We start from the raw sequence: 13,001 nt of genomic DNA, 5'->3' as shown, positions 1-13,001 counted from the left end.
TCCCGTATTCGTCGTTCTACTCCGTGCGGACGAGCGCGTCCACGCAGACGCTCCGGTCCGGCCGTACCATCACGGGGTTGAGGTCGAGTTCAGCCACGTCCCGTCGCTTCGTCACAAGGTTACCGACCTTTGTGATGAGACGGGCGAGGCTATCCAGCGACGCGTCCGAACCGAACTCGTGGTCGAACTTGTCCGGGATGTCCGTGCGGTTGAGCGCGCCGTAGGCGTCGCCCTTGCCAAACGGCGCGACCAGATGAGTGGTGTCCTGTAAGGCCTCGACCTGCGTCCCGCCGGAGCCGAGCGTGACGACCGGCCCGAGGTTCGGATCCTGTGACGCGCCGACCAGCGCCTCCACCCCGCTATCGACCATCTCCTGGACGAGAACGCCCTCGATCGTCGCCTCGGAGTCGTGTTCGAAGACGTTCGCGACGATCTCCTCGTAGGCCCGTTGTGCCTCGGCGGGGGAGTCGACGCCGACCCGAACCGCCCCGATGTGGTTACGATGGGCCACGTCCGGCGAGTCGACTTTCATCACGACCGGCGTTCCGATCTGGCTGGCGTAGCGGGCGGCCTCCTCGCTCGACGTGGCCGACCGCGTCGCCGGTAGATCGAGCCCGTAGTCCTCGAGTAACGATGTCGACTGCGACCACGTGAGGGTGCTGTCGCTCGGGAGGTCCGTCGGCGGGCGCTCGTCGAGTTCGAACGGCGGTCGTCCCACCAGTCGGTCGCGCGCCTCGTCGAACCTGACGAGCGACGCCAGCGCGTCGATGGACTTGCCGGGCTCGTAGAACAACGGGTACTCGGCGCGGACGCGCTCGTAGGGCTGAGGGTCGTCGAGTTCGTCCGGCTCCGTCCGACCCGTCCACAGGAAGATAACGGGGTCGTCGGTCATCTCGCCGACCTCAAGCAGGCGGTCGGCGATGGCGTCTGCGTCCTCGTCCACCGCCGAGAGGCCGATGCCGAACACGTAGGCGTCGAAGCTGTCGTCGGCGAACAGTTTCTCGGCAACCTCGGTCAGCACCTCGGCACCGGCCGCACGGATGTCCACCGGGTTGTGGAGTTCGCCGAACGTGAGCAGGTCGTCCATCTCGAGTAAGGCCGTCTCCGTCCGGTCGGTCAACGCCGGGAGTTCGAGGCCCCGGTCCTCTGCGAGATCTGCGAGTAGGGTGGCGAGTCCGCCGCTGGTCGAGGCGACACAGACACGGTTGGAGTCGGGCGGATCGAACGCCGCGTGTGCCTGCGCCCGCGTCGTGAGATCCGGGATATCCGGCACGCGCTCGATGCCCGCCTGCCCGAAGGCGGCGTCCCACACCGCGTCGTTACCGGTCAGCGACCCGGTGTGTGACTCGGCGGCCGCCTGTGCGACGTCCGAACTTCCCACCTTCACCGCCAGTACGGGTGTCCCTGTCGCCACCGTCTCTCGGGCCACCTCGATGAACCGTCGCGGCTCGGTCACGCCCTCGATGTACGTACAGATCACCTCCACGTCCGGGTTGGCGGACATATACTCGACGTAATCGACGAGGCTCTGGTCGACCTCGTTGCCCGTCGAGACGACGTGGGAGAAGTGGGTGTCCTCGTCGGCGGCGTTCTCAAAGAAGGTGGCGAAAGAAAGCGCCCCGGACTGACTCGCGAGGCCGATGTTACCGGGCTGTGGTTTCCGGGAGCAGAGTCCGGTCAACACCGTCCCTGCCTGCGCGTTTGCGAGGCCGATGCAGTTGGGCCCCGCGACGCTGATGTCGTACTCCGCGATGGTGGCCTCGAGTTCGGCCTCCAGTTCGGCCCCCCGTTCGTCGGCTTCGCTGAATCCGGTGGTGATGACCAGCGCCGCCGGAATCCCGGCCTCGCCCGACTCACGCACGACGTCGACGACATACTCGCGGGGGACGACCACGACGACGAGGTCGACCACCTCCGGCAGGGCCGACACGCTGTCGTAGCACTCCCGGTCCCACGCCTCCTCGCGGTTCGGATTGACGAGGTACAGATCACCATCGTATCCGTATGAGGTGAGATTCTCCGTGATCCGTGAAGCGTACCACGAGTCGGGGCTCGCGCCCACGATGGCCAGTGATCCCGGATCGAACAACGGGTCGAGTTTTCGACGTGTGTCTTGTACACCCATAGACACAAGTCGACATGCATCGCCTATTAATGATGGGAGTTGCGGCACTATTGACGCCACGCAAATATCACCGTAAGAGGATTGTTCTCACACGTGGCCGCCGTCGCGTCCGACACCGATGACGAGTGATCTCAGACGCACCCAGCTTGCCGTGCCGGCGAGCGACCCGACGATGATCGCAAACGCCGCCGAGAGCGGCGCGGATGAAGTTTTTCTCGATCTCGAGGACTCCGTCGCACCGAACGCGAAGGTCGAGGCCCGGGAGCCGCTGATCGAGGCGGCACGGGACCACGACTGGTCAGGCACGATCCTCTCGTTCCGCATGAACGGCGTCGACACGAGTTGGTGGTACGACGACATCATCGAGGTCGTCGGCCGCGCGGGCGAGCACATCGACGATATCGTCGTGCCGATGGTCGCGGGACCGAGCGACGTGCACACGGTGGAGAACCTATTGACCCAGGTCGAGGAGAACAACGGGCTGGAGAGTGGAGGGATCGGTCTCGAACCCCAGATCGAGGACGGCGACGGGATACACAACGTCTACGACATCGCCCACGCCTCCGATCGACTCTCCTCGATCATTTTCGGTCCGGGCGACTACGCGGCGGCGATGGGGACGCCCGGACTGGACATCGGGCAGTTCCCCGACTACCCCGGCCACTACTGGCACCACGCCCTCTCGGAGTGCAACGCCGCCGCCAAAAGCGCCGGTCTCCCCTGCATCGACGGCCCGTACGCCGACGTGGAGGACACCGACGGCTACCGCGAGTCCTGCGAGCGAGCCAGTATGCTCGGCTGTGATGGCAAGTGGGCGATCCACCCGAGTCAGATCGAGATCGGCAACGACGTGTTCGCGCCCGACCCCGAGGTCGCCGAACGCGCCGAACGCATCGTCGAGGCCTACGCCGAGGCAATGGAGGAGGGCAAGGGTGCCGTCTCCGTCGACGGCCAACTCGTCGATGAGGCGACAAACAAGATGGCACAGGACATCGTCGCCACGGCTCGGGCGGCGGACATGCTCTGACGGTCCGTCCCACGGCGGCGGCGAGCCGTCGGCAGGGTCCGGAGCCGTTATTCATAGGGGTGACCGCCGACGGTGTTCGCGGTGAAACCCCCATTCGTCGTGAACATTTAAGCCGGTGGCCCCGTTGGAATGTGACTATGGCCGGAACTGACGAGGAAGGTCTGGACGACCTTCCGCCGAGCGCGAAACTGGTTTTCAAGGTCCTCGAATACAACGGGTCGTTGACACAGAAGGGGATCGTCGAGGAGTCGATGCTGTCGGCTCGAACGGTGCGGTACGCGCTCGAACGACTCGAGGATATCGGCGTCGTCGATGAGGATGTTTACTTCGCCGACGCCCGACAGAACCTTTATCAATTGAACGAGGCGAGACTGGCCGAAGTCGCCGATGCCGACGCCGCCTGCGTCGAGTGCGACTAGGCCGGGTGGACGGTGATCCGTCGTTTGTGATCGATCGCTTCTTCGAGTTCGTCGGCGATGGCGCTGCCGCGTGACACCTGTATCTCCCCGCCCCGGCCGACGGTCGCGGTGAACAGGTACTCGTCGTCGGCCCGGACCTCGACCGTCTCGCCGACGTCGACACCGTTCTCGACATCGACGACGACGTGCCGGGAGGTGACCTCGGGCGTGACGACCGCACCGTCCGAGGGACCGCCGGCGGTCACACCTCCGCTTCCGGACCCGGATCCGGCCCCAGCCCCGCTTTGTGTCCCCCCGGACGGGCGTTCATCCAGGGTTCGGACGTCGATGCTGATGCCCAGACGGTCCTCCACGTCGTTGATCCGACCGCCACCTTTTCCGATAACGTAGGAGATATCGTCCTCTTCGACGTAGACGACGGCCTCGTTTTGCCCGTTCAGTTCGACCTCGACGTGTCCACGGGCGATCGACCGGATCTCGCGTTCGACCTCCTTTCGCGCCAGTCGCGAGACGCCCGTCTCGCTTCCCTCGTCGTCGTCGAGGGGGACGGTCACGACCTGCCGGTTGAACGTGTAGATCTCGTATGCGGGTCTACCGGTTTCGAAGTCCGAGATCTGGATCACCGGGCGAGCGAGATCCTCCGCGGTCAGTCCCTCGGGCACCTTCACCTCGGTCGTCACGTCATAGACGGTGTCGACGCGTCCGGCCTCGATGTAAACGACGGTGTCAACGACCTGCGGGATCATGCCGAGTTCGACCCGGCCGACGAGTCGCTGGAGCGCGTCGATGGCGCGGGTCGCGTGGACGACGCCGACCATCCCGACGCCCGCAAGTCGCATGTCGGCGAAAACCTCGAAGTCGTCCGTCTTGCGCACCTCGTCGTAGATGGTGTAGTCCGGGCGGACGAGAAGCAGGGAGTCTGCGGTCTTTGCCATATCACCCCCGAGCGCCGTGTACTGGGTGATGTCGGAGCCGACCTGCAGGTCGCGGGGCTTTTCCATCGTCTTGACCGCGTTATCGTGGCCCGCGAGAAACTCCGCGACCGCCTGTGCGAACGTCGACTTCCCCGCACCGGGCGCGCCGGAGATGAGCACGCCCCGCTGGCGTTCCAACAGGCGTTCTTTGAGATCCTCGGCAAACTCGTAGTCGTCGAGATCGGTTTTGACGATGGGGCGGACGGCCGTGATCTCGAAGCCGTCCGAGAAGGGTGGGCGAGCAACGGCGATCCGGTAGGAGCGGTACTGGACGATGGTCATCCCGGGTTCGTCGAGTTCGACAAAGCCGTCGGAACTGGCCCGCGCCGTCTCCATGACGTCGTGTGCGAACTCCTTTATTTCCGCCTCTGTGGTTTCGGCGTCACGGATCGCCTCGTAATGCATGTCGCCGATGGCCCCACGCTTGGCCTTGGGCTTTGCCGCCGCGCGGAGGTGGACGCTCATCGTCGTCTCGTCGAAGAACCGCTCGATGTCGAGGCCGTCGTCGCCGGTCTCGTCACGGCTCTGCGGTTCGACGTACTCGACAGATAGCCCCTTTGCGCGGCTGACTTCGGCCTGTACCACGTCGCTGGTCAGCAGCGTCGCGTCCGAATCGGCGGCGACATCGCGAACGAGCGCGTCGATTTCGCCCGCGTCGGCCCCACGCTTCTGTCCGGCGTCGGGGCGGGTACCGTAGTAATCGACCGAAATCGTATCGGCGGCGGCGAGGTCGACCAACCGTTGGAGTTCCTCGATCCCCTCCCAGCCGGTGTCGTGCCCCTCGTTGGCCTGCCACTCGAGTTCGCCGACGACGGCCTCGGGAACGGTGATCGTCGCTCCCTCGTAGGCCCCCGACTCGACGCGTTCGGACACGCGGCCATCGACGACCGCGCTCGTGTCCGGGACGATGTTCATACATATTTTATCTCCCAGAGACTGTTAAGAACTTGTATCGGCGGTCGGTGGCGTGATCGAAGGATCTGTTAGCCATACCAGTCGGTACCACGGCGTATGCATCGGCCAATGCTGACGACCGACTGTCTCGACCGGGCCGTCGACGTCGACGCCGACGCCGTCGGGGTCCACGACGCCCTCACCGCCTGCGAGGCCATCGTCGGACCCGACTCCGGCGACTCCGGAGCGAGGCTGACGGGCGGGTCGTCGTCCCTCGCGCCGACGCGGTCATCGGGACGACGGTCCACCTCTCCGGTCGGCCGCCGGACGACACCGATCTAGAACTGACCCACGACCACGGGGCCGAGTGACCGATCCACGAGTGCCACCCCAAGTGGGTCGTCCGACCGACTAAAGTCGTCGGCTATCGTCCTCGGCAGTATGTCCGAGGTGGTAGCTCTCATCCGGCGACTGGTGACCGTTCCCGTCGACGACGGCGAGCGGGCGGCGGGCGATGCGGTCGAGTCGTGGCTCCGGACCGAAACCGACGCCACGGTGTGGCGCGACGACCATGATAACGTGATCGCCCGCCGTGGATCGGGCGGCCGGTCGCTCGCCCTGATCGGGCACCACGACGTGGTGCCGCCGGCCGACCGACAAACCGACGACGGTGGGCTCGTGATCGAGAAACGGAACGGTCGGCTGTACGGCCGCGGTGCGGCCGATATGAAGGGGAGTCTGGCGGCGGCGATGGTCGCCTTCCGGGATGCCACCCCCGCACAGGAACTCGTTTTCGCCTCCTTCACCGGCGAGGAACAGGGTGGGGTCGGCGCTCGCGCGGCCATCGACGACGGCTTTGCGCCCGACTACGCCATCGTCGGCGAGGGGTCGACCGGCTACTCCGCGCCGGGCGTGACGGACGTGGCCATCGCCCACAAGGGTCGGCGCGCCAGCACGTTCCACGTCACCGGCGAGAGCGCACACGCGAGCGAACCGGAGGCGGGCGAGAACGCCGTCTACCGCGCCTGCGACGCCGTCGATGTCGTCCGAGGTGTGGACACACCGGCGGCGACGGTCCTCGGGCGTGAGATATGCGGAAGCGTCTCAGTCACCGAAATCGAGGGCGGATCGGCGTGGAACGTGATCCCGGAGTCGTGTGCCGTCACCGTCGACGAGCGGACGGTGCCCGGCGACCGGGCGGCCCTAAGTCGGGCCGGCGAAATGGCGGGCGTCGAGTGGGTCGTCGAACAGGACCTCCCGCCGATGGCCTGTGACGACGCCGCGTTCGCGGAGGCGGTGGTCGATGCGGCGCGAACGGTTCAAACCGGCGACCCGGAGCGGGTCGTCAAACCCCACGCTACCGACGCGGGATGGCTGGCCGGCGCGGGAACGACTCCCGTGATCTGTGGAGCGGCCGAACCCGGCGAGGCACACACCGACGAGGAGAGCGTCTCGGTCGAAGTGATCGAGCGGTGTGAACGGCTCTACCGCGCCGTCGCCGAGTCGCCCCTCGGCGCGACGGCGTAACGACCCTCGGCCGCAGGTCGCCGTCCGATTCGACCCGCGGTCGTCCGCCATGTCGCTTCACTCGGTTGGCGTCGCCGTGGAGTCATCGTCGGCGGCCGCGTCGTTCTCGTCCGGGGCGACCGCCTCGACATCGACGTCTTCACCGACAACGCCGCTCTTTCCGATAACCGGGAGGAGGTTGTAGCCGCCCTGTGGCCCCTTCCGGACGACGTTGATGTCGAAGACGAACGCCAGTTCGGCATCCGTGGCGATGTCGAAGGGTTTGACGATGCGGAGGCGGTCGCTCGGAACCATCACGTCGACGCTCTCGCCGTCAACGACGCCCTCGGCGGTCTCCACACGGAGTTCGATACCCGAGTACCGACCGGCTTCGAGTTCCCCCTCCAGTACCGAGACGGCCCGGTCGCCGAGCACCTGCGTGAGGTCGACCGTGACGCCGTCGAGGTCGAACTCGACGACCCCGCTGGTCTCGTCGGCCTCGTCTTCGTCCGCATCAGCCTCTGTTTCGGCTTCGGTCGCCGGAGTCGCCGTCGTCGTCGCGTTCATCGCCGCCGGGGTCACCGTCTCGTCCTCGTCGGCCCGGAACACGCGGGCGGTCGAGAGGGCTACCGAAAGCGAGTCGAAGTCGCCGATGGCCGCCGGCTGATCGCTGATAAAAAGGCGGAAAGCACCGAGTGTGCCGCTGTCGCCACCCCCACCGTCACCGTCGTCGGTATCGGTCCCGCCGCCACCGCCGCCACCCCCACCGGAACAGCCGGCGAGGGCCGCGGTACCGAGTCCGCCCGCCGTCGCGACGAACCCCCGTCGTCTCACGCCCGGCCCTCCTGCTCTCGTGTCTCCGTTCGATGCGTTCGCGTCCGCTGGCGCGGGATAACTGTCATTTCGTTTACTCGGTGCCCGCCGGGGATACGTCTGATGGCCGCGGCGCTCACGCCTCGCCGAGGTCGATCACCCGGTCGGCCCGCCGCCGGAGCGTCGACAGCGTCCTGCGTTCGGCCCGTGAGACATCGTCCTCGCCGGCGATGGTGTCGCCAGCGAGCGCGTTCAGAACGGCCGTCTCGGCCCGCACACAGTAGTCGAGCAGGCGGTCGGGATTCCCGTCGCCGTGCTGGAAGGGGATGGTGGCGTCGTTGACGAAGACGGCTCGGGGGTCCGCCGGCGCGGCGTCGAACAGGCGGGTCGCGCGCGCGGCATTGTCGGCCGCGAGGACAACCGCCTCGTCGGCCGAGTCGCCGCTCGCCCTCGGGGCATGAGCGTCGAGAACGCCGGTCCACGCGCCGCGTGGCGGGGTGTAAAATCGGTCGAGGCGGCCGCCGAGCATCCGGCCGTCGCGCTCGATTTCGGGGGCGAACTCGAAGATTGCGACCCCGTCGGTCCCGCTCCGGTCGACCCGGTCGGCGAGCGCACGGGCGGTCAGGCGGGTCTTGCCCGTGTTCGACGGGCCGACGATCAGGGTCGTCCCCGAGCGTGGGACGGCGGGGTCGGTCACGGTCGGCTCAGCCCACCTCGACCTCTTCGAGAACGTACTTGCCACAAAGCCCCACCGTGGCGGTGCCGAGGGCAACGGCGAACGCGAGCACGAATCCGGTGAGTGGGTCGATTCCGCCGGTGACCTGTTCGCGGACGAAGTTGGCCGCGAGCGCGCCGGTGACGAGCAACAACGCGACGCCGCCGACGTTGGCGAGGGGCGAGTTCCGGTCGGCCACCGCCTCGGAGTTCAGGAGGTAGAGAACGACGGCGATAACGAAGGGGGTGCCAACGGTGCCGACCGCGAGAACGAGAACGAGTTGGCCGATTACGGCGCCGCCGACGAACGCGCCCGGCGCGGAGAGAAGCGCGGCCACGACGAGCAGCCAGCGGTACCGGGTGTCCTCGATGGTGGTGCCCCAGCCGAGTTTGTCGGCAACGAGAAAGGGCGGGACGATGGTGTTGCCACCGAGCGTCGAGACGGCGGCCCCCCAGAGACCGAGCAGAAACAGCCACCTGGCGTTCGCGCCGACCAGCGGGCCGAGTGCCTGTGCGGCCCCGACCGCGGTCAGGGGGTCGTCGGGCGTGAGAACGCTCGCGGCCACCAGAAAGATGGCGAGGCTGTAAACCCCGAAGGCGACGAACATCGACGCACCGATGTCGAACGCCGCCGTCCCGTAGTCCTCACTGGTCCACCCACGCGAGCGCATCGTGTACGACTGCATCGTGATGAGCGTGATGTGGACCGCACCGCCGAGGATGCCCGCGGCGACGAGCGCACTCCCGGGCGGAACGGTTGGAAACAGTCCGGACGCCGCCGTGCTGTAGTCGACTGGGGCGACAAACAGGCTGGCGACAAAGGCGGCGACGACGAGGGAAACGAGGGCCTTTGCGGCCAGTTCGAGAAAGCGATACCCCCGGCCGGCCAGTCCGAGAGCGAGAACGAGCGCCCAAGCGACACCCCAGAGTCGGGCGTCGACACCCGTCACCGTCGCCGACACCGTCGCGACGGTTTTCATGATCACGAGTTGTGCGACGCCGGCGGCGATCACCGCATCCGCGACGAGAAGCCACGCCCACGTGGGTCCGAGATGCTCCTCAACGACGGCAACGATGCCGCGTTCGGTGAGGAGGCCGAGCCGCATCGACAGGTACTGGACGAGCGACCCAGCGCCCGCCGAGAGAACGACCACCCAGAGGAGGCTGTAACCGAAGGTCGCACCCCCGGTTACGAGGCTAGCGATTGTGGCCGGACCGGCGGCGATGGCCCCGGCGATCCACGACGGCCCCATCCCGGCGGCGTACCCCTCGATACGCTCCGTGAGGCCGGGCGAGTCCGCGGCCACGTTGTCTGCCATGCCCATCGGTCGACGCCTCGCCCGTATAGGTGTTACCACTCGGTGGTAACACCCGAAGACGGCGCGGGGTTGATTATGGCGCGGTCCCTGAAACGGGCATGAGCGATACGATGGAGGCGGCGTACAACGATCTGCTCGATCGGGTGGGCCGGATCGCGAACGTCTCCCACGCCGGCAAACTGCTCTCGTGGGACCAACAGGTGATGATGCCCAAGGAGGGAACGCCCGCCCGGTCACAACAGTTGTCCGCGCTCTCTGCGGTCGAACACGACCTGCTCACGAACGACGAACTCGGGGCGTTGCTCGACGAGTTGTCGGCCGCCGACCTCCCCGGGGACCGCCGGGCGGTTGTCCGCGAGGTGCGCCGGGACCACGAACGCGCCGTCCGGGTGCCGACCGATCTGGTCGAGCGGATTTCGGCGGCGTCCTCCGAGGCGCTGACCGCGTGGCGCGAGGCCAGGGCGGAGGACGACTTCGAGACGTTCGCTCCCCACCTGCAAAAACTACTCGACCTGAAGCGGCGGTACGCCGACCACATCGACCCCGACCGCGACCCCTACGAGGTGCTGTTTGAGGAGTACGAACCCTGCCTCCCCCTCGGCCACGCCGAGGAGGTGTTGGCGACGCTCCGGGAAGCGGTGGTGCCTCTCGTCGACGACGTGCGAGCGTCCGAGGCCGATCTGGCGACCGACGCCTTCGCCGGAACGTTCGACACCGACACACAGGAGGCGCTGATGCGGGACGTCCTCGACGACCTCGGCTACCCGTGGGAGCGGGGCCGCCTCGACGCCGCGCCCCACCCGTTCTCGACGGGGACGACCTACGACGCCCGGATCACGACCCGTTACGACGAGGCCGACCCGATGGGGGCGTTGCTCTCGACGGTCCACGAGTTCGGCCACGCCACCTACACGCTCGGTCTGCCAGACGACGCCCATGGAACGCCGCTTGGCGAGGCGCGGGATCTCTCGATCCACGAGTCGCAGTCGCGTCTGTGGGAGAACCACGTCGGCCGGTCGACGGCGTTCTGGGAGCGGTTCCTCCCACGGGTCCGCGGGCGATTCGACATCGGAGACGTGAGCGTCCGCGAGGCCTACGAGGCCGTCAACGCCGTCGACACGACGAATCCCATCAGAGTCGAGGCCGACGAACTCACCTATCATCTCCACATCGTTCTCCGGTTCGAGATCGAACGCGACCTGATCCGGGGCGACCTTGACGTGGCGGAGGTGCCGGCCGTCTGGAACGAGAAGATGGAGTCGTATCTGGGCGTCCGCCCGGAGACTGACACGAAGGGCTGCCTCCAGGACATCCACTGGTCGCACGGCAGTTTCGGCTACTTCCCCACCTACTCGCTGGGGAGCGTGATCGCCGCCCAGCTGTTCGACGCCGCCGACCGCGACATCGACGGCCTCGAGGACTCGATCCGGCGAGGCGAGGTCGACCCCCTCCACGAGTGGCTGACCGACCGGATCCATCGCCACGGCAAGCGCTTCGAGACAAACGAACTCGTCCGGCAGGCCACGGGCGACGACGTGGCCGCCGCCGCGTTCGTCGATTACGCGACCGAGAAGTACGGGGAACTGTACGGTATCGGCCGGTAGCGCCGGCGCGGTCGTGTCTTTCGGTGTCGTGACACACGCACACACCAGTACGACTAAATAGTGGTATGTCATAACATGGTGTGTATGGCAGCCGGACCCAGCGAACACGACGACGAACTGTTCGACCAGTTCCTCGCGGACAACGGCCACGAGACGACACCGGTACGCTGGGAACGATCCTATAACAAGTTGCAGTGCCCGGACTGTGGGGCGCTCCACGAGGAGTCGGCAACCGACTGCTCGGTTTGTGGGTGGGACCCGAACGCGTAGGGACCGCCGACACCGACCTGCGCCTGTACGTAGCCAGCCACCCGTATGCACCCCGACAGGTCACGACCCCGTGCCGTCGGGAGCGGTCATACAGAGGGTCGTGCCGGACTCGGTTGGACGGCACGAACACGCCCGTTCGACACAGGCGCTCCCGTCCCGTCGTGGCGCCGAGAACGGACGGCGTATTCGACCCACTCCGTTTATGCCACTTCGGGGCGTGTACCACGACTATGAGCGACGAGACAGTCACCCGTCTTTTCGGTGGCCCTGGAAGCGGCAAGACCACCGCCCTCCTCGACCGGGTCGACGAACTGCTGGAAGACAACGACGTCGACATCCGCGACGTGTTGGTCGTCTCCTACACCCGCGCCGCTGCCGCCGAGGTTCGAGAGCGTCTCGCCGAGCGTCTCGATACGTCGCCCCGGGCGCTCAAAGGCAACGTCTGTACGATGCACGCGAAAGCGTACGAACTGCTCAATCTCTCCCGCGGGGATGTGGTCGGGGAGAGTGACAAAAAGGAGTTCTGTGAGGAGTACGGCGTCGAGTTCGAGGACGAGTACGGCGGAGCCGGCCGACGGACAGCCAGATCGACGACGCTTGGCAACAAGATCATTGCCACCAGCCAGTGGCTCCAGCGCACCAAACGCGACGTGGCCGATTGGTACGACGTCCCATTTCAGTGGGACGTGGAGACGGTGCGGCTCCCGCCCGACCAGGATCCGAACGCACAGGAGGGGAACAAGTACACGCCGACCTGGCCCTCGGACGACGAGCGGATCGACGTGCCACAGGTGATCCGCGCTTGGCGCTCGTATAAGCGTGACCACGGTCTCGTCGGCTTCGCCGACATGCTGGAACGGGTAGCCGAGCGGTCGCTGGTCCCCCACGTCGACTATCTCGTCATCGACGAGTTCCAGGACATCACCACCCTCCAACACGAGGCGTTCGAGGAGTGGAAACCACACATGGAAGGCGTGCTGATCGCCGGCGACGACGACCAGGTGGTGTACGCGTGGCAGGGAGCCGACCCCAACATCCTGCTCAACGAAACCGTCGACGAGGACGTGGTGCTTCCCAACTCCTACCGCCTCCCGTCGCGCATCCTCAACGTCGTCAACCGGGAGATCCATCACATCGGCGTCAGACAGGAGAAAGACCTTAACCCCCGCAAGGAGGGCGGCGTCGTCGAAGGGATCAGAAGTCCGTCGATGTTCGAGGTGGTCCGGAACGTCCAACACACCGTCGACACCACCGACGAGACGCTGATGATTCTGTTTCGGGCCCGCTACCAGATGTTCCAGTTCATCGACGACTTCCTCCCGAAGGGGATTCCCTT

At 66.6% G+C, this 13,001-nt stretch carries 12 protein-coding genes; 7 read left to right on the top strand and 5 right to left on the bottom strand.

What is annotated here, in order from left to right; genetic code table 11:
• Positions 1 to 16: 16 nt before the first annotated feature.
• Entirely contained in the window at positions 17 to 2,125 is a 2,109-nt protein-coding gene (locus tag Q0925_RS10530; RefSeq protein WP_299335174.1) for an acetate--CoA ligase family protein, read from the bottom strand.
• A gap of 118 nt (positions 2,126 to 2,243) precedes the next feature.
• Here Q0925_RS10530 and Q0925_RS10525 point away from each other — a divergent pair, with 118 nt between their 5' ends.
• Together Q0925_RS10525 and Q0925_RS10520 are read left to right on the top strand one after the other, a co-directional pair.
• Positions 2,244 to 3,152: an HpcH/HpaI aldolase/citrate lyase family protein gene (locus Q0925_RS10525; RefSeq protein WP_299335172.1), complete on the top strand. Its 909-nt coding sequence runs from the start codon at positions 2,244 to 2,246 to the stop codon at positions 3,150 to 3,152.
• 137 nt (positions 3,153 to 3,289) lie between these two features.
• Entirely contained in the window at positions 3,290 to 3,571 is a 282-nt protein-coding gene (locus Q0925_RS10520) for a winged helix-turn-helix domain-containing protein (RefSeq protein WP_299335169.1), read from the top strand.
• Here Q0925_RS10520 and Q0925_RS10515 read toward each other — a convergent pair.
• Positions 3,568 to 5,460: a PINc/VapC family ATPase gene (locus Q0925_RS10515; RefSeq protein WP_299335167.1), complete on the bottom strand. Its 1,893-nt coding sequence runs from the start codon at positions 5,458 to 5,460 to the stop codon at positions 3,568 to 3,570. The genes Q0925_RS10520 and Q0925_RS10515 overlap by 4 nt on opposite strands.
• 96 nt (positions 5,461 to 5,556) lie before the next feature.
• Between Q0925_RS10515 and Q0925_RS10510 the strand changes: the two genes are divergently transcribed.
• Both Q0925_RS10510 and Q0925_RS10505 read left to right on the top strand, forming a co-directional pair.
• The gene (locus Q0925_RS10510; protein ID WP_299335164.1) at positions 5,557 to 5,781 is read left to right on the top strand and encodes a hypothetical protein; all 225 of its coding nucleotides are present in this window, start codon (positions 5,557 to 5,559) and stop codon (positions 5,779 to 5,781) included.
• A gap of 99 nt (positions 5,782 to 5,880) precedes the next feature.
• The gene (locus tag Q0925_RS10505) at positions 5,881 to 6,966 is read left to right on the top strand and encodes a M20 family metallopeptidase (protein ID WP_299335161.1); all 1,086 of its coding nucleotides are present in this window, start codon (positions 5,881 to 5,883) and stop codon (positions 6,964 to 6,966) included.
• Between the two features lie 57 nt (positions 6,967 to 7,023).
• Here Q0925_RS10505 and Q0925_RS10500 read toward each other — a convergent pair whose 3' ends face one another.
• The 3 genes from Q0925_RS10500 to Q0925_RS10490 all read right to left on the bottom strand — a co-directional run bounded on the left by Q0925_RS10500 (position 7,024) and on the right by Q0925_RS10490 (position 9,791).
• Complete coding sequence (locus tag Q0925_RS10500) at positions 7,024 to 7,779, bottom strand: DUF4382 domain-containing protein (RefSeq protein ID WP_299335159.1); 756 nt, start codon at positions 7,777 to 7,779, stop codon at positions 7,024 to 7,026.
• Between the two features lie 115 nt (positions 7,780 to 7,894).
• The gene (locus tag Q0925_RS10495) at positions 7,895 to 8,455 is read right to left on the bottom strand and encodes a hypothetical protein (RefSeq protein ID WP_299335156.1); all 561 of its coding nucleotides are present in this window, start codon (positions 8,453 to 8,455) and stop codon (positions 7,895 to 7,897) included.
• Positions 8,456 to 8,462: 7 nt separating this feature from the next.
• On the bottom strand, positions 8,463 to 9,791 hold the full coding sequence (locus tag Q0925_RS10490) for a divalent metal cation transporter (RefSeq protein WP_414652110.1): 1,329 nt from the start codon (positions 9,789 to 9,791) through the stop codon (positions 8,463 to 8,465).
• Positions 9,792 to 9,889: 98 nt separating this feature from the next.
• Between Q0925_RS10490 and Q0925_RS10485 the strand changes: the two genes are divergently transcribed.
• The 3 genes from Q0925_RS10485 to Q0925_RS10475 all read left to right on the top strand — a co-directional run.
• Complete coding sequence (locus tag Q0925_RS10485) at positions 9,890 to 11,395, top strand: carboxypeptidase M32 (RefSeq protein WP_299335154.1); 1,506 nt, start codon at positions 9,890 to 9,892, stop codon at positions 11,393 to 11,395.
• 84 nt (positions 11,396 to 11,479) lie between these two features.
• A complete protein-coding gene (locus tag Q0925_RS10480) occupies positions 11,480 to 11,665 on the top strand; it encodes an HVO_0416 family zinc finger protein (RefSeq protein ID WP_299335152.1) in 186 nt (61 codons plus the stop codon).
• A gap of 230 nt (positions 11,666 to 11,895) precedes the next feature.
• On the top strand, positions 11,896 to 13,001 hold a 1,106-nt coding region (locus tag Q0925_RS10475; RefSeq protein WP_299335150.1), incomplete at its 3' end, for a UvrD-helicase domain-containing protein.

The organism is Haloplanus sp. (genome assembly GCF_028275055.1).
Lineage (GTDB): Archaea > Halobacteriota > Halobacteria > Halobacteriales > Haloferacaceae > Haloplanus.
The sequence above is the reverse complement of the archived record's forward strand: the minus strand, read 5'-3'. Positions and strand labels throughout refer to the sequence as shown.

Coding starts and splice junctions, on each gene's coding strand:
- Q0925_RS10530 (WP_299335174.1), bottom strand. CDS start 2,125: ATGGGTGTACAAGACACACGTCGAAAACTCGACCCGTTGTTCGATCCG.
- Q0925_RS10525 (WP_299335172.1), top strand. CDS start 2,244: ATGACGAGTGATCTCAGACGCACCCAGCTTGCCGTGCCGGCGAGCGAC.
- Q0925_RS10520 (WP_299335169.1), top strand. CDS start 3,290: ATGGCCGGAACTGACGAGGAAGGTCTGGACGACCTTCCGCCGAGCGCG.
- Q0925_RS10515 (WP_299335167.1), bottom strand. CDS start 5,460: ATGAACATCGTCCCGGACACGAGCGCGGTCGTCGATGGCCGCGTGTCC.
- Q0925_RS10510 (WP_299335164.1), top strand. CDS start 5,557: ATGCATCGGCCAATGCTGACGACCGACTGTCTCGACCGGGCCGTCGAC.
- Q0925_RS10505 (WP_299335161.1), top strand. CDS start 5,881: ATGTCCGAGGTGGTAGCTCTCATCCGGCGACTGGTGACCGTTCCCGTC.
- Q0925_RS10490 (WP_414652110.1), bottom strand. CDS start 9,791: ATGGCAGACAACGTGGCCGCGGACTCGCCCGGCCTCACGGAGCGTATC.
- Q0925_RS10485 (WP_299335154.1), top strand. CDS start 9,890: ATGAGCGATACGATGGAGGCGGCGTACAACGATCTGCTCGATCGGGTG.
- Q0925_RS10480 (WP_299335152.1), top strand. CDS start 11,480: ATGGCAGCCGGACCCAGCGAACACGACGACGAACTGTTCGACCAGTTC.